The organism is Streptomyces sp. NPDC002467 (genome assembly GCF_042889825.1).
In the GTDB taxonomy this organism is placed as follows: domain Bacteria; phylum Actinomycetota; class Actinomycetes; order Streptomycetales; family Streptomycetaceae; genus Streptomyces.
In genome coordinates, this window is the sequence record NZ_JBIARJ010000002.1 from 56,472 (window position 1) to 78,966 (window position 22,495).

At 74.1% G+C, this 22,495-nt stretch carries 20 protein-coding genes; 15 read left to right on the top strand and 5 right to left on the bottom strand.

Features of this window, described 5'->3' with window-relative positions:
- Window positions 1–11 precede the first annotated feature (11 nt).
- On the bottom strand, window positions 12–1,313 hold the full coding sequence (locus ACFYYJ_RS03625) for a cytochrome P450 (RefSeq protein ID WP_389128142.1): 1,302 nt from the start codon (window positions 1,311–1,313) through the stop codon (window positions 12–14).
- 308 nt (window positions 1,314–1,621) lie between these two features.
- Between ACFYYJ_RS03625 and ACFYYJ_RS03630 the strand changes: the two genes are divergently transcribed.
- Together ACFYYJ_RS03630 and ACFYYJ_RS03635 are read left to right on the top strand one after the other, a co-directional pair.
- Entirely contained in the window at window positions 1,622–2,197 is a 576-nt protein-coding gene (locus ACFYYJ_RS03630) for a hypothetical protein (RefSeq protein ID WP_389128144.1), read from the top strand.
- A complete protein-coding gene (locus ACFYYJ_RS03635; protein ID WP_389128146.1) occupies window positions 2,197–3,120 on the top strand; it encodes a 2'-5' RNA ligase family protein in 924 nt (307 codons plus the stop codon). Before ACFYYJ_RS03630 ends, ACFYYJ_RS03635 begins: the two co-directional genes overlap by 1 nt.
- A 2-nt stretch (window positions 3,121–3,122) precedes the next feature.
- On the opposite strand, the gene ACFYYJ_RS03640 is transcribed toward ACFYYJ_RS03635, so the two are convergent.
- Window positions 3,123–3,809 (bottom strand): hypothetical protein, encoded by a 687-nt coding sequence (locus ACFYYJ_RS03640; RefSeq protein ID WP_389128148.1) that lies wholly within the window; start codon window positions 3,807–3,809, stop codon window positions 3,123–3,125.
- Between the two features lie 129 nt (window positions 3,810–3,938).
- Complete coding sequence (locus ACFYYJ_RS03645) at window positions 3,939–4,355, bottom strand: hypothetical protein (protein WP_385357837.1); 417 nt, start codon at window positions 4,353–4,355, stop codon at window positions 3,939–3,941.
- A 73-nt stretch (window positions 4,356–4,428) separates the two neighbouring features.
- Between ACFYYJ_RS03645 and ACFYYJ_RS03650 the strand changes: the two genes are divergently transcribed.
- From ACFYYJ_RS03650 to ACFYYJ_RS03675, 6 genes are all read left to right on the top strand, one after another.
- A complete protein-coding gene (locus ACFYYJ_RS03650) occupies window positions 4,429–4,770 on the top strand; it encodes an alkylmercury lyase (RefSeq protein ID WP_389128150.1) in 342 nt (113 codons plus the stop codon).
- A 326-nt stretch (window positions 4,771–5,096) separates the two neighbouring features.
- Window positions 5,097–5,501, top strand: a complete 405-nt coding sequence (locus ACFYYJ_RS03655; RefSeq protein WP_389128152.1) for a hypothetical protein — start codon at window positions 5,097–5,099, stop codon at window positions 5,499–5,501.
- A gap of 122 nt (window positions 5,502–5,623) precedes the next feature.
- Entirely contained in the window at window positions 5,624–6,703 is a 1,080-nt protein-coding gene (locus tag ACFYYJ_RS03660; RefSeq protein WP_389128154.1) for a sulfite exporter TauE/SafE family protein, read from the top strand.
- Window positions 6,700–6,984, top strand: coding sequence for a heavy metal-associated domain-containing protein (locus ACFYYJ_RS03665; RefSeq protein ID WP_389128156.1), 285 nt, complete (start codon window positions 6,700–6,702; stop codon window positions 6,982–6,984). Before ACFYYJ_RS03660 ends, ACFYYJ_RS03665 begins: the two co-directional genes overlap by 4 nt.
- Before the next feature lie 175 nt (window positions 6,985–7,159).
- Window positions 7,160–11,149: a Pls/PosA family non-ribosomal peptide synthetase gene (locus ACFYYJ_RS03670; protein ID WP_389128158.1), complete on the top strand. Its 3,990-nt coding sequence runs from the start codon at window positions 7,160–7,162 to the stop codon at window positions 11,147–11,149.
- Window positions 11,150–11,205: 56 nt separating this feature from the next.
- On the top strand, window positions 11,206–12,531 hold the full coding sequence (locus tag ACFYYJ_RS03675) for a M1 family metallopeptidase (RefSeq protein WP_385125297.1): 1,326 nt from the start codon (window positions 11,206–11,208) through the stop codon (window positions 12,529–12,531).
- On the opposite strand, the gene ACFYYJ_RS03680 is transcribed toward ACFYYJ_RS03675, so the two are convergent.
- Complete coding sequence (locus ACFYYJ_RS03680) at window positions 12,528–12,815, bottom strand: SpoIIE family protein phosphatase (RefSeq protein WP_389128160.1); 288 nt, start codon at window positions 12,813–12,815, stop codon at window positions 12,528–12,530. The two genes, ACFYYJ_RS03675 and ACFYYJ_RS03680, sit on opposite strands and share 4 nt — an antisense overlap.
- A 152-nt stretch (window positions 12,816–12,967) precedes the next feature.
- Between ACFYYJ_RS03680 and ACFYYJ_RS03685 the strand changes: the two genes are divergently transcribed.
- Both ACFYYJ_RS03685 and ACFYYJ_RS03690 read left to right on the top strand, forming a co-directional pair.
- Entirely contained in the window at window positions 12,968–13,204 is a 237-nt protein-coding gene (locus tag ACFYYJ_RS03685; RefSeq protein ID WP_385125295.1) for a hypothetical protein, read from the top strand.
- Between the two features lie 22 nt (window positions 13,205–13,226).
- On the top strand, window positions 13,227–14,252 hold the full coding sequence (locus ACFYYJ_RS03690; RefSeq protein ID WP_389128162.1) for an arylamine N-acetyltransferase: 1,026 nt from the start codon (window positions 13,227–13,229) through the stop codon (window positions 14,250–14,252).
- On the opposite strand, the gene ACFYYJ_RS03695 is transcribed toward ACFYYJ_RS03690, so the two are convergent.
- A complete protein-coding gene (locus ACFYYJ_RS03695; protein WP_389128164.1) occupies window positions 14,246–14,728 on the bottom strand; it encodes a plastocyanin/azurin family copper-binding protein in 483 nt (160 codons plus the stop codon). The two genes, ACFYYJ_RS03690 and ACFYYJ_RS03695, sit on opposite strands and share 7 nt — an antisense overlap.
- A 147-nt stretch (window positions 14,729–14,875) precedes the next feature.
- Here ACFYYJ_RS03695 and ACFYYJ_RS03700 point away from each other — a divergent pair, with 147 nt between their 5' ends.
- The 5 genes from ACFYYJ_RS03700 to ACFYYJ_RS03720 all read left to right on the top strand — a co-directional run bounded on the left by ACFYYJ_RS03700 (window position 14,876) and on the right by ACFYYJ_RS03720 (window position 22,457).
- Complete coding sequence (locus tag ACFYYJ_RS03700) at window positions 14,876–15,463, top strand: RNA polymerase sigma factor (RefSeq protein WP_385125290.1); 588 nt, start codon at window positions 14,876–14,878, stop codon at window positions 15,461–15,463.
- Window positions 15,460–16,158, top strand: a complete 699-nt coding sequence (locus tag ACFYYJ_RS03705; protein WP_385125289.1) for a hypothetical protein — start codon at window positions 15,460–15,462, stop codon at window positions 16,156–16,158. The genes ACFYYJ_RS03700 and ACFYYJ_RS03705 overlap by 4 nt, the downstream gene beginning before the upstream one ends.
- A gap of 16 nt (window positions 16,159–16,174) precedes the next feature.
- Entirely contained in the window at window positions 16,175–18,271 is a 2,097-nt protein-coding gene (locus tag ACFYYJ_RS03710) for a SpoIIE family protein phosphatase (RefSeq protein WP_389128166.1), read from the top strand.
- 74 nt (window positions 18,272–18,345) lie between these two features.
- Window positions 18,346–20,415 carry a SpoIIE family protein phosphatase gene (locus tag ACFYYJ_RS03715; protein ID WP_389128168.1) on the top strand — a complete coding sequence of 690 codons (2,070 nt, stop codon included), beginning with the start codon at window positions 18,346–18,348 and terminating at the stop codon, window positions 20,413–20,415.
- Between the two features lie 176 nt (window positions 20,416–20,591).
- Entirely contained in the window at window positions 20,592–22,457 is a 1,866-nt protein-coding gene (locus tag ACFYYJ_RS03720; protein ID WP_389128170.1) for a glycoside hydrolase family 3 protein, read from the top strand.
- Window positions 22,458–22,495 lie beyond the last annotated feature (38 nt).

Consider the following 22,495-nt stretch of genomic DNA (forward strand, 5'->3'; position numbering starts at 1 on the left):
CGAGGTCTGGATCAGGTTCCTGCCGTGGGTACCGACGCGAATTCCCGGACGACCCGCGACGGACCCAGGACGAGTCGCAGGTGCTGGAGCCCCCGGAACGCCGCCATCGGGCCCTTGAGCCACGCGGCCTCGCTCTCCTGCGCGTCGCACAGCGCCATCCCGGGGAAACGCCGCAGGAGCGCGGAGAGCGCGACCTCGAGTTCGAGCCGGGCCAGCGGCGCGCCCAGGCAGTAGTGCGTGCCGTGACCGAAGCCGAGGTGCGCGCTCTGGAGGCCCTCGCGCGTCACGTCCAGGACGTCGGGACGGTCGAACTTCTCCGGGTCCCGGTTCGCCGAGGAGATGGCGATCTGTACGAGTGACCCCTTGGGGATCCGCGTTCCCCGGATCTCGGCGTCCTCGGCCGCGTACCGGAAGGTCGACGTCTCCACCGACCCCTCGAACCGGACGCTCTCCTCCACCGCCTGCGGGATCAGCAGCGGGTCCGCGCGGAGCCGCTCCAGCTGATCGGGACGCAGCAGCAGGTTGAGGACCGTGTTGCCGATCTGGAACGCGGTCGTCTTGTGCCCGGCGAAGAACACGACCCACAGCGAGGACAGGAGCTCCGTCTCGTCGAGTCCCTCCTCCGCCCGGATCAGGTCGCTCAGGAAGCAGTCCGACGGGTGCTCGCGCGTGTACGAGATCAGCCGAGCGAAGCGGCCGCGCAGCCACTCCTCGGCCGCCAGCAGCTCGGCCTTCAGCCGGGGATCGAACCGGGAGCGCGCCACGATCGAGAACTGCTCCGTGATCTCCGCGCGTTCGCCGTCGGGGATGCCGATCAGTTCGCACAGCACCGCGATGGGCAGCGGGAACGCGAACTGCGACATCAGGTCGACCGGCTCGCCGCCCTCGCACGCGTCGAGGAGGCGCTCGGCGATGCCGGTGATCCCCGCCCGCATCTCCTCCACCCGGCGGGGGGTGAACGCGGTTCGCAGGCTGCGCCGGAGCCGGGTGTGCCGGGGCGGGTCGGCGAACAGCACGTTGTCGTCCAGTGCGTCGAAGACGCTGCCGTACACCGCGTGATAGGTGTCGAGGGCTCCGTGCATGTCCTTGCTGAACCGCGGGTCCGACAGGGCGTCCCGGGCGTCGTCGTAGCGGGTGATGAGGTACGTGTCGATCCCGTGCGGAGGCGTCAGCCTGCACACCGGCGCCTGCTCGCGCAGGGCGGCGTAGGCGGGATGCGGACACGTCCGGTATCCCGGAGCCCCGCCGGCCACGGCCGCCACGATCCCGTCGAGGGTGTCGCCACCCGCCGGTGCCGTCTTCTCCTGCGCCATGCTCCGCACCTTCCGTCACGCTCGCGTTTTCGGCGACACACCGGTTCCCTGCGCGGACGGCCCGCGAAACGTCGGCGGTCCCGTTCGAGTGGTCTTGTCCGCGCCGGATGCGGGCCCTTCGCGCGTGGTGGCCCGCGAGGGCACGCGCCCGGCGGTCGGCCGATCGGCCGTCGGCCGTCCGGTCGGGCGGTGTGGCACGCCGGGCCGGCCGGGGACATGCACCCAGTCCACCCGCCCCACCCGCCCCCGTCCCGTCCGCCCGGCTCGACCATCCCCTTCGTTCGGCCGGCGTCCCAAGGAGTCCGCGCATGCTCCGAAGCCTCGCCCTGGTGCTCACGACCGCCGCCTCGCTCGCCCTGCCGGCACCCGCCGCCAACGCCACCGTCTCCGCCGCCTCCGACGCGGACGCCGCCCGGGCCGCCGCGGCCCGCGCCGCCGTCTACGGGGCGACCGCCCGCTATCAACGGCACTCCGAGGCGGTGCGGGCCGGCTACGTACCGGACAAGTACTGCGTCGCCAACCGCAGCGGTGCGGGCGCACTCGGCTACCCGCACTTCAACCACGCCCACGACAACTCCGTCGACCCGACCAATCCCGCCGCGCTGTACTACGAGGACGACGGCCACGGCGGCAAGCGCCTCGTCGGCGTCCAGTGGGTGGTCTACGACCGCGACCAGAACCCGGCGACGGACGACGACCGTCCCGCCTTGTTCGGAAAGTCCTTCACGGGCCCGCACCGCGGCAACTTCCCCGGCCAGCCGGTCCACTACGCCCTGCACCTGTGGCTCTGGAAGAAGAACCCCCTGGGGGCGTACGAGACCTTCAACCCGGCGGTGACCTGCCTCCCCGGAACCACGCGTCCCGCACCCGCGCCCCCGGCGTAGTGCGGCTCCCGCGGGGAGCGGCGGACGTCCTCGCGGCCGGCGGCACACCGAGGACCGCCGTCGCCTGGATCCCGCCGGCGGAGCTGTGGCCCGTGATCCAGCGCATCCGCGAGGAGCACGATCCGCAGATCCGCCGGTGGCCCCCGCACGTGAACCTCCTCTTCGGCTTCGTCCCGGAGTCGGACTTCGAGGCGGCCGCCGCCCCGCTCGCGGCCGCGGCGGCCGAGTGCGCGCCGTTCGGCGCGCGGCTCGCCGGGGTCCACAGCTTCCGGCACCGCGCCTACTCGACCGTCTGGCTCGACCCGGCCGCGGCCGGCCCGGCCCCCTGGACCGGGCTCGAACGCGCGCTGGTGGAACACTTCCCGCTCTGCCGGGGCCGCGCTGCCCGCTTCACCCCGCACCTCTCCCTCGGCAGGACCCGGGATCCCCGCCGGTTGGCCGCCGAGTGCGCCGCACGGCTGGGCGGCATGCCGGTGCGGGTCGACGAGCTCGTCGTCCTCTCACGCCGCGGCTCCGAGCCGATGCGCTCCCGCGCCACCGTCGTCCTCGGTACGGGAGAGGTGCGATGGGTGGAGCCCGCCCCCGGCGCCCCGGGCGGACCCCCCTCCCACCGGCACCATGCCGCATGGGCCGTACTGACCGTGCGTACGGGGCCGGGCGAGGAACCCGGCGCGCGCCTGGACCTCGTACGGGAACGGCTTCCCGAGCTGCTCGCCGCTCTGGCGGGGGCGGGAACGGCCGACGCCGACGCGTGGCCCCGGCCGTTCGAGACCGGCCCCGACGGGGCACTGTTGGCGGTCGGCCTGGGCCGGACCCCGCCGGACGGGGCCCGGCTCGCCGGGATCACCGCCGACTGGTTGGGGCGGCTGCCCGGCGTGGAGATCGGCTGGGCCGAGGGCGGAGCCGTCCCGACGCTCGGCTGACCTCAGTGGCCGTGGCCGGGACCGTCGTCGTGGGCCGCCGGCGTCGGGGCGGGCCGGGGCGACGGGGATCCGGGGGCCGCAGGGGCCGCGGGGGCCGTCGGTTCCCCGGGTTCGGCGGTGCCGTGGCTGTGGCCGCCCGGGGCGGTTCCGGCGGTCTCCATGGACGCGGCGATCTGGCGCAGGCCCACGAAGGCGAGGGCGGCCGAGATCAGGACCGCCAGGCCGATGAGGCTGAAGACCCGGTGCCAGGGGGTGTCGGCGTCCTTCACGACGTAGGCGACGAACGAGACGACGAGGCCGAGCGGTACGAGGACGGCGCCGCGGGCCGGGAAGTCGTCGAAGTGCTGGAGGCCGCCGCTGAGCATGCCGATGCCGAAGGACAGCAGCAGCGAGGATCCGATGACGAGCAGCACGCGGGGGAGTCCGGGCCGCTCCCGGGTGAGCAGGAACTCGTTGAGCACGGTCGCGGCGAGGAAGACGAGCGCGCCGTAGCCCGCTATGCGGGTGTAGCGGTCGGGGTCCAGGGGGTGGTGGACGACGGCGCCGCTGATGAGGCCGGCGCCGACGAAGTAGCCGACGTATCCGAGGTAGCGGGCGGCGAGCGAGCGCCGGTGGGTGCGCTGGGCACGGCGGCGGGAGGTCCGGCCGGTGACGGCCGTCGGGGCGTGGACGAGATGGTTCGCGGTCACGTGTGCGTGTCCTTCGGTGGTGCGAGAGGCGTGGCTCATCACCCGGTCCGCCCGCGATCGAGGATCGGCGGCGGCCGGGGTCGGCGATGAGTTTTCAGGTCGGATCCGGGCGGAACACCTGGACGGGACCTATACGCGCTGCACCATGGAACCGACGGAACTCCGCAGGGCGGGCAGTGCGGCCGGCGAGGTGCGGGCCCACGGCCACGGCGTCCTCGCGGCGCGGTCGGCGGCGGCCGGTTCCCCGAGGGGTGCCGACGGCGGCTCGGGGAGGTCCACGCCTTGCGGCGGGTGGCCCGAGGCGCACGCCTCGGCGGGGTGGCCATGGCCGTGGCCGCCGTCCTCCTCGCCCGCGTCGGGCGCGGGCTCGCCGTACACCTCGGCCGCGGTCACGGCGCCGCCGGTGACGTGCGCGGAGGCGGTGTCGGCCCCGGCGGCGTGGGTGTAGAGGAAGGCGAAGAGCAGGGCGGCCGCCCACAACAGCCGCAGCGGGCCCGCCGGACGGCGGGTCCGGGGCGCGCGGGATGCAGCACGGGCCGTGACCATGCGGTGACCATATCGGGCTGGGGTGAACGACCGGCGGGCGGGGCGCCGGAGAACGCCGAAGGACCGGGAGGACGTGACGATGCGGATCAGGGTGCTGGTCGTACCGGGGTGCCCGAACGCCGGGCCGGCCGTGGAACGCGTCGTGGCGGCGACGGCCGGCCGGGAGGCCGAGGTGGAACTGGTCGAGGTGCGCGACCGGACGGGGGCTGCCGCGTACGGGATGAACGGCTCGCCGACGATCCTGCTCGACGGCGTCGACCCGTTCGCCCCGGCGGACGCGGAACCGAGCCTGTCGTGCCGGCTGTACCGCGGGGCGGACGGCACCCTGTCCGGCGTACCGAGCGAAGCGGCCCTGACCGAAGCCCTCGCCGCCGCCGGCCTGCCCCCGCCCTTCGCCCCGCCGAGCACTCCCTGATCCGCGCGGTCCGGCGGCGCGACGTGCCGGTCCTCCGCGAGCCCGCCCCGGGGAACGCCCCGTCGGCCGGCCGTCGGCGACGGCTGCCTGCGCGGGAGGGAGGTGGGGACGGGTCGGTGGGACCCGCTCGGGAGGGGCGCGGCGGCGGTGTCTAGTGCTCTGGCCGGAAAGGTTTGCCGGCTCGCGGCGTCCGGTGCGGTGCATCGCAAGGCGGAGGGCCACGCCTTGTACTGGACGTACTTGCGTGGCGCTACAACACGGCGAGGTGCCGTGCCGGGCGTCGTGAGGCGGTGAACCTTTCCGGTCAGAGCACTAGCATGGCGCGCATGCCGCGACGTCCGCTCCTGTCGCTCCGGGCCTGGACCGGAGCGCTGTTGGCGTGCGCGGTGTTCCTGTGCGTGGCCGGGGCGGCGCGTCCGGCCATGGCGATGGACATGCGCGCGCCCATGGCGAAGACGATGGCGCAGACGCCTACGGCCCGGCACACCGCCGAGGAACAGGGGTCGACCGTGGCTCGGGTGCCGGACCGGCGTCCCGACTGCCTGGCGGCCGACCACCAGTGCGTGGCACCCAAGGTCACGCTCGGCCAGGAGATCTCACCGACGCACGTTCCGGCGACGGCCTCCGCCACGGCCGAAGCAACTCCCCGGGCGCGGGCCGCGTGGCCGCACGCCCCGCCGTCCACGGCGGGCCCTCCCGACCTCCACCGGTTGTGCGTGTCACGGACGTGACGGCCGGCCACCCGCGGTACTGAAGTGCTGCGGGACGCCGTCCATCCCACGTCCTCTTCGGCACGCCCGGACCCAGTCGTCCGCGTGCGCGTGCCGTCGTCGCAGAACAGGAGCAACGACGCATGCCGTCGTCCGCCGCTTTGCTGATCACCGGTGTCACCACCGGTCTCTTCGCCGGGGGTGCCTCGTGCGCCGCCGTACAAGGGGGTCTGCTGGCCGGTGCCGTCACCCGCCGCCGCACCCCGACCCCCGAAGCGCCCGCCCCGCTCGCGCCCGTCGTCGCGTTCCTCGGCGGGAAGCTGCTCTCGCACACCCTCCTCGGCGCGCTGCTGGGGGTGTTCGGCAACGCCCTCCGGCCGAGCCCCCGCGCCCAGGCCGTACTGCTGCTGGCCGCCGGCGGGCTGATGGTGCTGTTCGCGCTGGACCTGTTCGGCGTGAAGGCGGTCGGACGGATCCTGCCGCGCCCGCCCGCCGCGTTCGGGCGGCTGATGCGCCGCAGCGCGAAGACCGACTCGGCCGTCACCCCGGCGCTGATCGGCCTCGCCACGGTGCTGGTGCCCTGCGGGGTGACGCTCTCCATGGAACTGCTCGCCGTCACCGCCGGGTCCCCGGAGGCCGGGGCCGCGGTGATGGCCGGATTCGTACTGGGCACCGCCCCGCTGTTCGCGCTGCTCGGCTACCTGCTGCGCCGCGGCAGCCAGGCCCTGTCGGGCCGGCTCGCGGGTCTGACCGGCGTGGTGGTGCTGGCCGTGGCCGCCTGGACCATGACGTCCGCGCTCCAGGCGGGCGGCTGGGTCTCCTTCGACGCCCCAAGTCGCCCGGCCGCGGCGGGCGGCGGCCCGTTCGTCGTCGAGGGCGGCGACGGCAGCGGAAGCGGGGGCGGCGGGGCGGCCGAAGCGGTGACGCCCGTCCGCACCGATGCCTCCGGGCGGCAGATCGTCACGCTCACCGTGACCGATTTCTACGCCCCCACGCGGTTCGCAGCGCGAGCCGGAGTGCCCACCACGCTCGTGCTGCACGGCCGGGACTCCGGGGGCTGTGCCCGGGCGTTCACCATCCCCGAGCTCGGAGTCCAGGAGATCGTCAAGCGCGACGGCGACACCGAGATCGACCTGGGCACGCGCAAGCCGGGCACCCTCCGCTTCTCCTGCGCCATGGGCATGCAGACCGGTGACATCGAATTCACGAAGGACCCGCGATGAACGCGTTCGGACTGTTCGGCCGCAAGGCCGCCCGCCGTCGGCCGGAGACGGGCGGCCCCGGCCGGAGCCTGGAGCTCCTGATCGAGGGCATGCACTGCACCGCCTGCGGCCTGCTGATCGACGACGAACTGGAAGAGGTCCCCGGAGTCGCCTCGGCCGCCACGGACACGCGTTCCGGGCGCTGCGTGGTGCGGTTGGAGGGAGCGACCGACGTCGATCCGGCGGCCCTGACCGCCGCGGTCGAGGCGGCGGGGGAGTACACGGCGCGGGTCGTCGGCTGATGTGCTCGCGGCGCCTCATTACCGTCCTTTCCCAGCCACGCGCAAGGTGTCGACGAGGATTTCCGTGATGACGGACTAAAATGACGGGCTGTTTGGCGCTGGATCGGAACAACCCGGGCAGACCCGGCCTCCGGCCGGCGACCCGGACGTTTCCGGGAACGAGACGCGAGGGCCGATGGCAGCCACACCTCAGAGCGGTGCGCTCACTCCGCTCAACGACGGGGAAAACCACGAGGAGTCCGGTAAATCGGCCCGGTTCTTCGCCGGGCCCGCCGCCCCGAAGCGCACTCTCGTCGACATCTTCGAGGCTTCCGTACGGGACCACCCCGAAGAACCCGCCCTGGACGACGGCACCACCCAACTGACCTACCGTGCGCTCGCCGTCGAGGTCGAGCGCCGGCGGGTCGCCCTCGCGGCCGCCGGGGTCGGGCTCGGCGACCGGGTCGGCGTCCGCGTGCCGTCCGGGACCAACGAGCTGTATGTGGCGATCCTCGCGGTGCTCGCCGCGGGCGCCGCGTACGTCCCGGTCGACGCCGAGGACCCGGACGAGCGGGCCGAACTGGTCTTCGGCGAGGCCCGGGTGCAGGCCGTGATGGGCGCAGGACAGCGCATCGACGCCACCGGCCCGGCCGAGGCCGGCGGTCGCGCCGGCGCCAACGGGGCCGACGGGGCCAACGGGGCCGACGGGGCCAACGGCGCCAATGGCGCCAACGGATCCGCCGGGGCCCGGATCGCCGCGCGGCCCGGGCCCGAGGACGACGCGTGGATCATCTTCACCTCCGGCTCCACCGGCAAGCCCAAGGGCGTCGCCGTCACCCACCGCAGCGCCGCCGCCTTCGTGGACGCCGAGGCCGCGCTCTTCCTCACCGAGGAGCCGATCGGCCCCGGCGACCGCGTCATGGCCGGACTGTCCGTCGCCTTCGACGCCTCCTGCGAGGAGATGTGGCTGGCCTGGCGCTACGGCGCCTGCCTCGTCCCCGTCCCCCGCTCCCAGGTCCGCAGCGGCGCCGACCTCGGCCCCTGGCTGGTGGAGCAGGAGATCACCGTGGTCTCCACCGTGCCCACCCTGGCCGCGCTGTGGGAGCCCGAGGACCTGGCCGAGGTCCGGCTGTTGATCTTCGGCGGCGAGGCCTGCCCGCCCGAACTGACCCAGCGCCTGGTCACCGAGGGCCGCGAGGTCTGGAACACCTACGGCCCCACCGAGGCGACCGTCGTCGCCTGCGCCTCGCTCCTGACCGGCGAGGAACCCATCCGGATCGGGCTGCCGCTGAACGGCTGGGAACTCGTCGTGGTCGACGAGTCCGGCGAGCCCGTGCCCATGGGCGGCAGCGGTCAGCTCGTGATCGGCGGCGTCGGCCTCGCCCGCTACCTCGATCCCGAGAAGGACGCCGAGAAGTACGCCCCGCTGGAATCCCTGGGCTGGGACCGCGCCTACCGCAGCGGTGACCTCGTCCGCGCGGAGCCCGAGGGGCTGGTCTTCCTCGGCCGCGGCGACGAGCAGGTCAAGCTCGGCGGCCGCCGCATCGAACTCGGCGAGGTGGACGCGGCGCTCCAGGCCCTGCCCGGCGTCGCCGGCGCGGCCGCTGCCGTGCGCACCGCCCGCAGCGGCAACCAACTGCTGGTCGGCTACCTGGTCACCCAGGACGGCTGGGACCACGCGGAAGCGGTGGAACGACTCCGCGCCGCACTGCCCGCGGCCCTCGTCCCGCTGCTCGCACCCGTCTCCGAACTGCCCACCCGCACCTCCGGCAAGGTCGACCGCGACGCGCTGCCCTGGCCGCTCCCCGACCTGGAGACCGCCGGCCCCGCCGAGCAGCTGTACGGCACCGAGGCCTGGCTCGCCGAGCAGTGGAGCGAGAGCCTCGGGGTGGCCGTCACCAGCCACGCCGACGACTTCTTCGCGATCGGCGGCGGCAGCCTCTCCGCCGCCCAGCTCACCACCAGGCTGCGCACCCGCTACCCGAGCGCCGCCGTGCTCGACATCTACCAGCAGCCCGTACTGCGCAAGCTGGCCCGGCGCCTGGAGAAGTCCGTACAGGAGGACGGCGCCGCCCGCACCGTGGCCCCGGTGCCGCGCCGCGCCCAGGTGGTGCAGTCGCTGCTGCTGCTCCCGCTCTTCACCGTGGTCGGGCTGCGCTGGACACTGGCGCTGGTGGCTCTGGGCAACGTACTGGACCTGCTCGGGCCGTACCCGTGGGCGCCGACCGCCTCGTGGTGGCTGATCGCCGCCGGCGCCGTCGTGCTCTTCAGCCCGCCCGGCCGGCTCGCCGTCGCCGCGGGCGGCGCGCGCCTGCTGCTGCGCGGGGTGAAGGCCGGACGCCACCCGCGCGGCGGCAGCGTGCACCTGCGGCTGTGGACGGCCGAGCGGCTCGCCGAGTACGTCGGAGCGACCTCGCTCACCGGCTCCTGGCTGGAGCGGTACGCCCGGGCGCTCGGCGCCAAGGTCGGCCCCGAGGTGGACCTGCACTCGCTGCCCCCGGTCACCGGCATGCTCAAGCTCGGCCGCGGCTGCGCCGTGGAGTCCGAGGTGGACCTCTCCGGGTACTGGCTGGACGGGGACCGCCTCGTGATCGGCGCCGTCAAGGTCGGTGCGGGCGCCGTGGTCGGCACCCGCAGCATGCTCTTCCCCGGCGCCCGGGTCGGCAAGCGGGCCGAGGTGGCCCCCGGCTCCGCCGTCGTCGGGCAGGTCCCCACCGGCCAGCGCTGGGCCGGGGCGCCCGCCGTCAAACTGGGCCGGGCCAAGCACAACTGGCCCAAGGAACGCCCGCCGCGCGGGCTCGCCTGGCGGGCCATATACGGGCTGACCGGCTTCTGCCTCACGGCCCTGCCCGTGCTCGCCGCGCTGCCCGCCCTGCTCGTCGTGAGCCGCTTCGTACCCTCCGACGCCGTGCTCGCCGACGCCACGCGCGGAGCGCTGATCGCCGTGGTGCCCGCCGCGCTCGCCTACGGATGCGCGTACGCGCTGCTCCTGCTGGTCTCCGTACGCCTGCTCAGCCTCGGCCTGCGCACGGGCAGTCACCCCACCCACAGCAGGGTCGGCTGGCAGGCCTGGACCGTCACCCAGCTGATGGACCTCTCCCGGGAGACGCTCTTCCCGCTCTACGCGGGGCTGATCACCCCGGTGTGGCTGCGGCTGCTCGGCATGAAGATCGGCCGCGGCGCGGAGGTCTCCACCGTGCTCGCCCTGCCGAGCCTCACCACCGTCGGCGAAGGCGCCTTCCTCGCCGACGACACGCTGACCGCCCCCTACGAACTGGGCGGCGGCTGGATGCGGATCGGGCACTCCGAGATCGGCCGCCGCGCCTTCCTCGGCAACTCCGGAATGACCGCCCCCGGGCGCACCGTGCCCGACGACGGGCTGGTCGGCGTGTTGTCCGCCACGCCGAAGAAGGCCAAGAAGGGCAGCTCGTACCTGGGCCTGCCCCCGGTCAGGCTGCCCCGCTCCGCGGCCGACGCCGACCAGAGCCGGACGTACGACCCGCCCGCCCGCCTGCTGTGGGCGCGCGGGATCGTCGAACTGTGCCGACTGGTGCCGGTCTTCTGCTCGGCCGCGCTGGCCGTGCTCACCGCGGCGGCGCTCTGCGCGCTGATCACCGACGGCCCGGGGACCTGGGGGGCCGCGCTGTTGTCCGGGGCCGTCCTGATCGCCGCCGGCCTCGCGGCCTGCCTGGTGTCGGTGGCCGCCAAATGGCTCCTGGTCGGCCGCCACCGTACGGGGGAGCACCCGCTGTGGAGCGGCTTCGTCTGGCGCAACGAACTCGCCGACACCTTCGTGGAGGTGCTGGCCGTGCCGTGGCTGGTCGGATCGGTCCCCGGCACCCCGCTGCTGGGCCTGTGGCTGCGCGCCCTGGGGGCCCGGATCGGCCGCGGCGTGTGGTGCGAGAGCTACTGGCTGCCGGAGACCGACCTGGTCTCGCTGGGCGACGCGGCCGGAGTGAACCGGGGCTGTGTGTTGCAGACCCACCTCTTCCACGACCGGATCTTGAGGACGGATACTGTGGTTCTCCGCGAGGGCGCCACCCTGGGCCCGGGCGGCATCGTCCTGCCCGGGAGCACGATCGGGGCCCGCAGCACGCTGGGGCCCGCATCGCTCGTGATGGCCGGGGAATCGGTCCCCGCCGACACCCGCTGGCTGGGCAATCCGATCGAGGCGTGGCGCTCCTGACCGGGCGGCCCGCACCAGCACGTCGTACGAGCACAGCGCAGGGAGCGGAACCGGCAGTGAGCGGCCAGCAGACAGCGGTAGCGGACCCGTACTTCCCGGCCAACGGCGATGCCCGTTACCGCGTGCACCGGTACGAACTCGCTCTGGAATACCGTCCCGGCCCGAACCGGCTGGCCGGCACGGCCCGACTCAGCGCGATCGCGGGGCGGGCGCCGCTCACCGAGTTCCACCTGAACCTGGCCGACTTCAAAATAGGCCGCGTCCTGGTGAACGGCAGGGCCCCGCACTACACGCACCGGGGCGGGAAGCTGCGCGTCCGACCGGCCAAGCAGGTGCCCGCCGGCGCCGCCTTCACCGTGGAGGTGCACTGGGCGGGCAACCCCAAGCCCGTGCGCAGCCCCTGGGGCGGCCTCGGCTGGGAGGAGCTCACCGACGGCGCGCTGGTGGCGAGCCAGCCCGTCGGCGCGCCCTCCTGGTACCCGTGCAACGACCGGCCCGCCGACAAGGCCTCGTACCAGATCTCCGTCAACATCCCGTCCGCCTACACGGTGGTCGCCGGAGGCCGGCTGCTCACCCGCACCACGAAGGCCAGCACGACCACCTGGGTGTACGAGCAGTCCGCGCCGACCTCCAGCTACCTGGTCGGCCTGGCCATCGGCATGTACCAGACGGTGCTGCTCGGCGACCCGGGGCTCGGCGGGGTCCCGCAGAGCGCCCACGTACCGGCGCACCTGCTGCCGCGGTTCTCCCGCGACTTCGCCCGGCAGCCCGCCATGATGCGATTGTTCGAGGAGCTGTTCGGGCCCTACCCCTTCGGCGAGTACGCGGTGGTCGTCGCCGAGGAGGAGCTCGACGTCCCCGTGGAGGCCCAGGGGCTCTCCCTGTTCGGCGTCAACCACGTGGACGGAGCGCGCGGCTCGGAGCGCCTCATCGCGCACGAACTCGCCCACCAGTGGTTCGGCAACAGCGTGAGCATCGCCGACTGGCGGCACATCTGGCTGAACGAAGGCCTCGCCAAGTACGCCGAATGGCTCTGGTCGGAGCGCTCCGGCAGCCGCACCGCGCAGGACATGGCCTCCATCGCGCACCGGCTGCTGTCCACGCAGCCGCAGGACCTGAAGCTGGCCGACCCGGGCCGCAAGCTGATGTTCGACGACCGGCTGTACGAGCGCGGAGGCCTCGCCGTGCACGCGGTCCGCGTCGCCCTGGGCGACGGGGCCTTCTTCCGCATGCTGCGCGACTGGGCGTCCGTGCACCGGGGCGGAGCGGTGACCACGGCCGGCTTCACCGCCCACGCGGCCCGCTACGCGGACGAGCCGCTGGACGACCTGTTCAAGGCCTGGCTGTACGAGCCGTCCCTGCCTGCGCTGCCCGTGGCCTAGCCGCCGGCGCCGGCGCCGGCGTCCGCGTCCTGGGGCCGGCGGGGGCGCGGGCGGGCGGCGACGACCGCGACGTCGTCCTCGGCGTGCAGGGCGTCGAGCCCGTCGCAGACGGTGTCCACCACGTCCGGGGGCCGCGCGCCCGCGCTCATGCGGAGCGCGGTGAGCCGGGCCGGCGAGGTGTCGATGTCCTCACCGCGGCGTTCCACCAGGCCGTCCGTGTACAGCAGCAGGGTCTGCTCTTCCATGGCCCGCGGCCGCGCTGCCGGCCCGTCCCGCTCGGACATTTCACCAGCGTGCACCAGTTCCGCCGGATCAGCAGTGCGCGCACCCCCGGCCGTCCCGGCGGCACCCGGCCGACCCACACGGATCGGTCATAGGGCGGCAAAGTCTTCTCCGGGTCGCGTGACCGGGCTCCGGCCTGCGCGTTTCCCCCGACGTGACGCTCGACGACCTGTACACCAGCATCGTGGCCGAGGAGATCGAATCCCCGGCCGAACCCGAACGCCTGCCCCTCCTCACCCGCGCGGAGGCCGACCTCGCGCTCGCCGTGCTCGACGTCGTCGCGGACGGTCCCATGGACGACGAGGTACGGTCCACCGCCCGGGCCCTTCGCTCCCGGCTCGGCCTGCGGCTGTGCACCGAAGGCCCGTATTCCGGTTTGACCTCGACGTAGGTGGAGGTTGCAGGCTTGGATCATGAACATCCTGCCGGCAGAGACCGGGGGCGTGCCGACCGCCGCCCCCACCACCGACCACCCGACCTCCGGGACCCGCCCGGAGGAGCGGCCCGCGGACTTCGTCCCCGTCCCCGACCCCAGCCCGACCGACCACCGGCCCGACCGGTGGTCCGGCGAACTGCTCGACCTCGACGCCTATCTGGCCCGGATCGGCTACGACGGCCCCCGCGAGCCCACCCTCGCCGTCCTGCGCGACCTCCAGCGCGCCCACACCACCGGCATCCCCTTCGAGAACGTGCACGCGGTCCTCGGCCGGGACCTGCCGCTCGACCTGCCCTCCGTCGAGGCCCGCCTCGTCCGCGACCGCCGCGGTGGCTACTGCTTCGAGCACGTGCTCCTCTTCGCCGCCGCCGTCGAACGCCTCGGGTTCCACGGCACCGGCATGATCGGGCGGGTCAGCCTCGGCGCGCCCAAGGTCCTGCCCGCCACCCACGGCCTGCTCGCCGTGACCGCCCGCGACGACGACCGCGAGTGGCTGTGCGACGTCGGCTTCGGGGCCGGTCCGCTCGGCCCGATCGAACTCGCCGACGGCGCCCAGGTCGCGTACGACGGCTGGCGGCACCGGCTGGAGCGCAGGCCCGGTGCCCACGGCATCGACCAGTGGTGGCTGTACCAGACCGCCCCCGGCCCGTCCGGCCCGGACGACGACCCCGAGCGGGTCCCGACCCCCTGGATCGACCGGCACACCTTCACCCTCACCGCCCAGTACCCGATCGACTACGTCGTCGGCAGCCACTTCGTGGGCACGCACGCGCGCTCCCCGTTCGTCCGCAGGCTCTTCGCGCAGCGCATGACCCCCGCCGCGCACCACAGCCTGGACGACCTGAAGCTCGTCACCACTCGCCCCGACGGGACGAACGTCACCGAACACCTCGCGCCGGAGGCCCTGGACGGGACCCTGCGCGAGGTGTTCGGGATCGCCCTCACGAAGGAGGAACTCCACGAGATCGCCGCCCGCCGAGCGGACACCGGTCCCGCTCAGTAGCCGCTGCCCGAATCGGACGGCGGGGCCGGAGCCGGGGTCCGGTCCGTCGGGGCTCCGGTGGCGCCCACCGTGATCTCCGTCTTCATCCCCAGGTCCCTGTGCCCGTCGACGGGGCAGTAGACCTCGTACGAGCCGGGGGCCAGGGTCACCGTGACCGTGTCGGAGGCACCGGGGGAGAGCGTCTTGGTGCGGTGCTCCCCGGACGGGCCCTCGATCTCCAGCGCGTGGTCGTGCCGGCCGTCGTTCTTCGCGACGAAGGCGTAGGCGCCCGGCGCGAACGTCGTCCGCGACAGCGCGATGTGGAAGTCGGTCAGGTCCGCGGTCACCCGCGTGACCCCCGCTCCGGTCGCCGGGGGAGGCACGGAAGCACCGGAGTGCCCGCCGGAGCCCCCGGCGCCGCAGCCGGCCAGCACGCCCGCGAGGGCCCCGGCCGCCAGTGCCCGTACGACCCGGCCGCGTGTGGATGTCGTCGTCATGGCTCGGCCCTCCGCAGTCGATCGGTCCCGCAGTGGATACGGCCGGACGGCGCGGACGGATTGCGTGCGGCGGGGGAGGAGGATGGGCCTGTGAACCACCGCGGCCCCCGCGCAATCCCCCTGGGCGGCCCGTTCGTATCCACTGGTATGCGGAGAATGGGCCTTCCCCTCGGGAACGCTCCCGACGAGGCGCTGCTCACGGGCCTGACGACGGGCGATCCGGACATCGCCGTCGCCTTCGTGCGCCGTTTCCAGCGCACCGTCTACGGCGTCGCGCTCGCGGTCGCCGGTGATCCCCGGCTCGCCGAGGACATCGCCCAGGAGACCTTCGAGCGGGCCTGGCGGCACGCCCAGGTGTACGACCCGCGCCGCGGGTCGGTGAAGACCTGGCTCACGACCATCGCGCACAACCTGGCCATCGACGCGGTGCGCGCCCGCAGGGCCAGGCCCGTCGCGCCCGAGGACCTGGACGCGCTCCTCGACGTCGTGACCGCCACCCCCGAGACCCCCGAACAACGGGCGCTCGCCGAAGAGACCTCGGCCGGGGTACGGGCGGCCGTGGCCGCGCTGCCGCGGGAGCAGGCCCGGGCCCTGGTCATGGCGGGGATCTACGGGATGCCCGCCCAGCAGATCGCCGAGTTCGAACACATCCCCCTGGGCACCGCCAAGACGCGGATCCGGACGGCGATGGGCAGACTGCGTACGTCCCTCGGGGCCGAGGAGAGCCGACCATGAGCGGGATGACCTGCGAGCGGCTGCGGGAGCTCGGTGCCGAGCTGGCGCTCGGCGTGCTGCCGGGCAGGGAGCGGGCCCTGGCCATCGCCCACCTGGACCACTGCTCCGACTGCCGCGAGCACGTGGAGGGGCTGACCCTCGCCGGAGACCGCCTGCTGGCCCTGCTGCCGGGCGCCGAACCCCCCGTCGGGTTCGAGACCCGCGTCATGGACCGGCTGCGCCCGGCCCGGCCGGCGCCCCGCCGCCGCCTCCACCCGCACCTGCCCCGGCGGGTGGGGCTCGCGGCCGCCGGGGCGGCCATGGCGCTCGCCGCCGGGTTCGGCGGCTGGGCCGTCGGCACGGCCTTCGACGACGCCCGCGCGCCCGCGTCGCAGACCCGCGAGGACCAGGCGCTGCTCCAGGCCGCCCTGGTCGCGGACGGCCACGAGGTGGGCCGGGTGTACGCGCACCCCGGCGCGCCGGGCTTCGTCTACATGTCCGTCGACCTGGAGGGCGGCGCCGGCCGCCAGGTCCACTGCCGCCTCGTGCGTTCCGACGGCACCACCGTCGACGTGGGCGCCTTCCCGCTCAGGGTCGGCTACGGCCACTGGGGCGCCCCGGCCCCCGTGGACCCGGCGACCGTGACCGGGGCGCAGCTGGTCGGCGCCGACGGCTCCGTCCTCGCCTCGGCGCACTTCCCGCCGCGCAACTCCTGAGGTCTTCGCATAATGGATGGAGAGATCGGCGGGTGGAAGGGGACGTCTCGTGCCATCGGCTCGGCCGGGGGGCGCGCAGGCTCACGGTCCGCTCCGGTCCGAACCGGGGACGCTGCTCGAACGCGTGCCCGTGGCCGTCTTCGGCCTCGACGACGACGACCGCGTCTGCTACTGGGGCCCCGGTGCGAGCGAACTCTTCGGGTACGACTCCACCGACGTCCTGACGAAACCCGGCGCCGGCCTCTTCGCCGACGAGCGGCACGGCTCCTCGGCCGCCTGTGTCAGGCTGACGGAGCGGGGCCGGACCCTGGGCTACTGGCGGGGCCGGCTGAACGCGCGGGACAGCGCCGGCCGCGTCTTCCCCTGCGGCTTCCGCTCCTTCTCCGTGACCGGGGCCGGAGGGCCTTCCGTGGTGATGGTCCTGGCGAGCCGCAGCGACGAACTCGACCGGGTGAAGACCAACCTCGCCTTCCTCGACGCCCTCTTCGAGACCTGCCCGATCGGCCTGGTCATGCTCGACCCCGACCTGCGCTACGTCCACCTCAACCAGGCGCTCGCCGACATGGACGGACTCTCCATCGAGGCGCACCTCGGGCGGCACATGGACGAAATCATGATCATGTCCGACGGCGGCGAGTACGAGCGCATGCTCCGTGCCGTCGCCGGGGGCGGCGCGCCGGTCGTCGGCGCCCTGGTGGGAACGCGCCCGCGGGGATATCCGGACCGGGACCAGGTCCGCTCGGTCAGCTTCTTCCCCCTCAGCCAGGCCGTCGGCTCCCGCCCCGGGGTGGGCGGGCTGATGGTCGACGTCACCGACCGGGAACGGGCCATCCTCGAAGCCACCGCCGGCCGCCGGCGCCTGGCGCTGCTCGACGGGGCCTCCGCGCGCATCGGGACCACCCTCGACGTGAACCTCACGGCCCAGGAACTGGTCGACGTGTCGATGCCCGACTTCTGCGACGGCGCGGTCGTCGAGATCGTGGAATGGATGGACGAGTCGGAGGCGTTCGACCCGGAGCTGCCGCTGATCACCCGCAGGATCGCCTCCGGGACGATCCTGCCCCCGCCGGCCGTGGAACTCGTCAGCGGGGTGGGCAAGGTGCGCTATCCGCCCGGCTCCGTCATCCACGACATGCTGAGCACCGGCCGCGCCATCTCCGCCGAGGTGAACCCCGAGTTCCTGGCCCGGACCGTCCTCACCGAGTCACGCACCCGGATCATGGCCGAGAGCGGGGTGGCCTGCGTGCTCGTCGCCCCGCTCATCGCCCGGGACACCGTCCAGGGGATCGCCATGTTCGGCCGCTCCGCGGAGCGGCCCGCCTTCACCCGGGACGATGTCCTCCTCGCCGGCGAACTCGCCTCGCGCGCCGCGATCTGCCTGGACAACGCCCGCCTGTACAGCCGCGTCCAGGACATCGCCCTCACCCTCCAGCGGGCCCTGCTGCCACGCGCCCTGGAGACCGGCCCGCACATGGAAGTGGCCCACCGGTACGTGCCCGGAAGCCGGATCACCGAGGTCGGCGGCGACTGGTACGACGTGAGCAGCCTGCGCGACGGCCGGGTCGCGCTCGTCGTCGGCGACGTGATGGGGCACGGGGTGTCGGCCGCCGCCTCCATGGGCCGCCTCCGCATCACCGCCGACGCCCTGGCCGGGCACGTCGACGACCCCGCCGAGCTGCTGGCCGAGCTCGACTCCTGCGCCCAGGTGGCCGGGATCGACCTCGCGACCTGCCTGTACATCGTCTACGACCCGACGAACGGCCGAGCCCGGGTGGCCCTCGCCGGCCACCCACCACCCCTCGTGCTGCGCCCGGACGGCACGGTGGAGACCGTCGACGCGGATTCGGGCGTCCCGCTCGGCGTAGGCGGCTTCCCCTTCCGCACGACCGAGATCGAACTCCCCGCCGGCGCGATCCTCGCCCTCTACACCGACGGCCTCATCGAGGCACGCGGCCGGGACATCGAGACCGGACTGGATGCGTTGCGCGCCGAACTGGCCGGACCTCCCGGGACGTTGGAAGCACTGGCGGACCGCATCCTCACGAACCTGCTGCCGATCCCGCCGACCGACGACACCGTCCTCGTCCTGGCCCGCGTCCGACGATCCCCTTGAGGCGGCCACCGGGTGCCCGGTCGCCGGGCGTCCCACCCGGGGCGATACTGGATGTCACGCCGCGTGGAGGCGACATGCGCGAAACGGAGCACGGCGGCCCGGGCCGGGCCCCGGCGTCCGCCGGGGGCACGGCAGCGGTCGTACTGGACGACGCGGGTGTGGTCCTGGCCTGTTCCGAAGCGGCCGCGAAGCTGCTCGACTGCTCGCCGGGCCGGGTGTGCGCCCCGCTGCTCGCGCTGATCCCGTTCGGGGAAACGGGGGCGGCCCCGGGCGGGCGCCCGGTGTCCCCGCCCGGCGCGGACCCGCCGGCTCGCCGGGCCGGTCCGGCGTTCGATCTGGTCCGGCTCACGGCGCGGGCTCCGGACGACGCCGCCGCGCGGGGACAGTGGCTGGTGCTGCTGACGCCCGCCGCGTCGACGGCGGACACGGCCGAACGGGACGCGGAGCGACGCCGGACCTCCCTCGCCCGGGCCGCGGCCGCGACCATCGGCGCCACCCTGGACGTGACGGTGATGGCCGAGACCCTGGTGAACCTGATCGTCCCCGACTTCGCGGACCTGGCGACCGTCGACCTCGCCGAGCCGGTACTGGTGGGCGACGAACCGCCGCACCTCGACTCCGGCGGTGACGTCCGGCTGCGCCGGGCCGCCGCCGCGCAGAGCCCGGGGATCTCCGCGGAGGAACTCCTGCCCGTCGGAGAGGCCGTCCCGCCCGTACCCGACAACGAGCTGATGAGTCCCTTCATGGAGGGGCGGGCCGTGCTGGTCCCCGACGTGTCCGTGCTCCGTACGGACCTCGGAGTGGCCCCCGCGGCCCTGCCGCTCCTCATACCCGGCGGATCGCACTCGTCCGTGGCGGTACCGCTCTACGCCCGGGGCCTGGTCCTCGGCTGCGTCACGGTCTGGCGCAGTCAACTGCCGTCCGCCTTCGCCGAGGAGGACGCCATCCTCCTCCAGGACGTCGTCTCCAGGGCGGCGATCGGCGTGGACAACGCCCGCCGCTACACCAAGGAGCACCGGTCGGCGGTGGCCCTCCAGCGGAGCCTGCTGCCGACCTCCGCCGTGAACACGCCCGCCGCGGACGCCGCGGGGATCTACCAGCCGGCGGGCGGCGGCGTGGGAGTCGGCGGGGACTGGTTCGACGTGATCCCCCTGCCGTCCCTGCGCGTGGCGTTCGTCGTCGGCGACGTCGTCGGCCACGGACTCGACGCCACCGCCGGCATGGCGAGGCTGCGGACCGCGGTGCGGACCCTCGCCGACCTCGACCTCGATCCGGGTGAACTGCTCACGCACCTCGACGACCTGGTGCTCGGCTTCTCCGACGAGCACGCCGGCGGCGCCTCGCCCTCCGAACGGGCGGTGCTCGGAGCGACCTGCCTGTACGCCGTGTACGACCCGGTGGCGAAGACCTGCGCCGCCGCCACGGCCGGCCACCCGCCGCCCGCCCTCCTGCCACCGGACGGGGAGCCGGTCTTCGTCGGCATGACGCCGGGCCCCCCGCTCGGCGTGGGCGGAGTGCCCTTCGAGCTCACGGAGTTCGCGGTGGAACCCGACAGCCTGCTGGCGTTCTTCACGAACGGAGTCGTGGGCAGTCGCGGCGGCGACATCGAGGAGGGACTGGAGCGGCTGCGGACCTCACTCGCCGGCGCCGACCGGAGCCGGCCCCTGGAGGAGATCGGCCAGGGCGTCTTCGACGGAGTGCTCCCCGAGGAACCCGCCGACGACGTCGCCCTGTTGCTCGCCCGCACCCGCGCGCTCCCGGCCGACAGGGTCGCCGAATGGCAGCTCGAAGCCGATCTGTCGCTCGTGGCACGCGCCCGTGAGCTGGTGGTACGGCAGCTGTCCTACTGGGAGTTGGACGAACTGGGCTTCGTGACGGAACTCGTCGCCAGCGAACTCGTGACGAACGCCATCCGCTACGCGGGCGGCCCGGTCGGGCTCCGGCTGATCCGCGACCGCGTCCTCGTCTGCGAGGTCTCCGACCCCAGCAGCACCCAGCCCCGCCTGCGCCGCGCGCGGGAGACGGACGAGGGCGGGCGCGGCCTCTTCCTCGTGGCCCAGCTCGCCGACCGCTGGGGCAGCCGCTTCACCGGCACGGGAAAGACGATCTGGACGGAACAGACCATCGGCGGTCCCCAGGTCTAGGGAGCGACGGGGAGCGACGGGGAGCGACGGGGCGCGGCGCGGCGCGCCGCCGGGAGTCGGTCGCCAGGAGTCGGGTCGCTACGGGAAGTGTGCGTTCCGCGGGTCTGTTCCGCGAGTGGTTACACGTGTAATCTCCGGCCGTACGACTCGTGAAGTGAAGCTTCGAGGAGCATTCGATGGCAGACACTCCGGCGGCCCGGCCGCGCATCCTGACCGCTCCGGACGGTACGTCGTTCCGTGATCTGAACGGCAACGGCGTCATGGAACCCTACGAAGACCCCCGTCTGCCCGCCGCCGAGCGGGCCCGGGACCTCCTCATGCGCATGACGCTGGAGGAGAAGGCGGGACTCCTCTTCCAGACCATGATCACCATCAATCCGGACGGCTCGCTGGTGGAACCGGGGCCGGGAGCCCCCGGCGACGACCCGATGCACGCCTCCACCTCCGCGATGGTGACCGGCAAGCTGATGAACCACTTCAACCTGCTCGGAGCGGCGGCGCCGCGCCGCATGGCCGAGTGGAACAACCGGCTCCAGGACCTGGCCGCAGCCACCCGCCTCGGCATCCCGGTGACCCTCTCCACCGACCCCCGCAACGGCTTCGTCGACAATCCCGCGGCGAGCGCCCAGACCGAGGGCTTCTCGCTGTGGCCGGAGCCGCCGGGCCTGGCCGCCGTCGGCGACGAGGAGCTCGTGCGGGAGCACGCCGACATCGTCCGCCAGGAGTACCGCGCGGTCGGCATCCGCCTCGCCCTGCACCCGACGGCCGACCTGGCCACCGAACCCCGCTGGCCGCGCGTCCTCGGCACCTTCGGCTCCGACGCCGAAGTGGCCGGCCGCATGGTCGCCGCCTACGTCCGCGGGCTCCAGGGCGAGAGCCTCGGCACCGACAGCGTCTCGGCGATGACGAAGCACTTCCCCGGCGCCGGGCCCCAGCTGAACGGCGAGGACGCGCACTTCCCGTACGGGCGCGAACAGGTCTACCCCGGCGACAACTTCGACTATCACCTCATCCCCTTCGAGGCCGCGTTCGCCGCCGGCACCTCGCAGGTCATGCCGTACTACGCCATGCCCGTCGGCACCCCCTACGACGAGGTCGGCTTCGGCTTCAACAAGGGCGTCGTCACCGGCCTGCTACGTGAGAAGTACGGCTTCGACGGCATCGTCTGCACCGACTGGGGCCTGGTCACCGACACGCAGATCTTCGGGGCGCCCTTCCCTGCGCGCGCCTGGGGCGTGGAGGACCTGGACCGGCTCGCCCGGGTGGAACTCATCCTGGAGGCCGGGGCCGACCAGCTCGGCGGCGAGGCGGCCCCCGAACTCGTCGTGGAACTCGTCCGCAGCGGCCGGGTGGCCGTCGAGCGCGTCGACCGCTCCGTCCTGCGGTTGCTGAAGGAGAAGTTCGTCCTCGGCCTCTTCGACGATCCCTACGCGGACCCCGACGCCGCCGCCCGTATCTGCGGGAACCCGCGGTTCACCGCGGCCGGCCTGGCGGCCCAGAGCCGCTCGGTCACGGTCCTCAAGGACCGCCCGGAGGGTGCCGACCGGCCCCTGCTGCCGCTCGCCCCCGGGGTGCGGATCTACACGGAGGGCGTGGACCGCGCCGTCGCCGCCGAGTACGCGACGGTCGTGGACGCGCCCGGTGAGGCGGACGTCGCGCTGCTGCGCATCGCGGCACCGTACGACAAGGACCGTACGACGGGCTTCGAGTCCTTCTTCCGGGCGGGCCGCCTCGACTTCACCGAGGAGGAGCTGAGGCCCGTGCTCGACGTCGCCGCCGCCGTGCCGACCGTCGTCGACGTCTTCCTGGACCGGGCGGCGGTCCTGCCCGAGATCGCGGACCGGGCGGGAGCCCTCGTGGCGAACTTCGGCGCCTCGGACCGGGCGCTGCTGGACGTGCTCTTCGGCCGGGCGGTGGCCGAGGGGCGGCTGCCCTTCGAACTGCCCCGCTCGATGGAGGACGTCGTCGCGGGCCACGAGGACGTGCCCAACGACTCGGGCGACCCGCTCTTCCCCTACGGCCACGGCCTCCGACTGGGCTGACCCCGGCTCCGCGCGGGGTGGCGGCCCGGCAGCCGCCG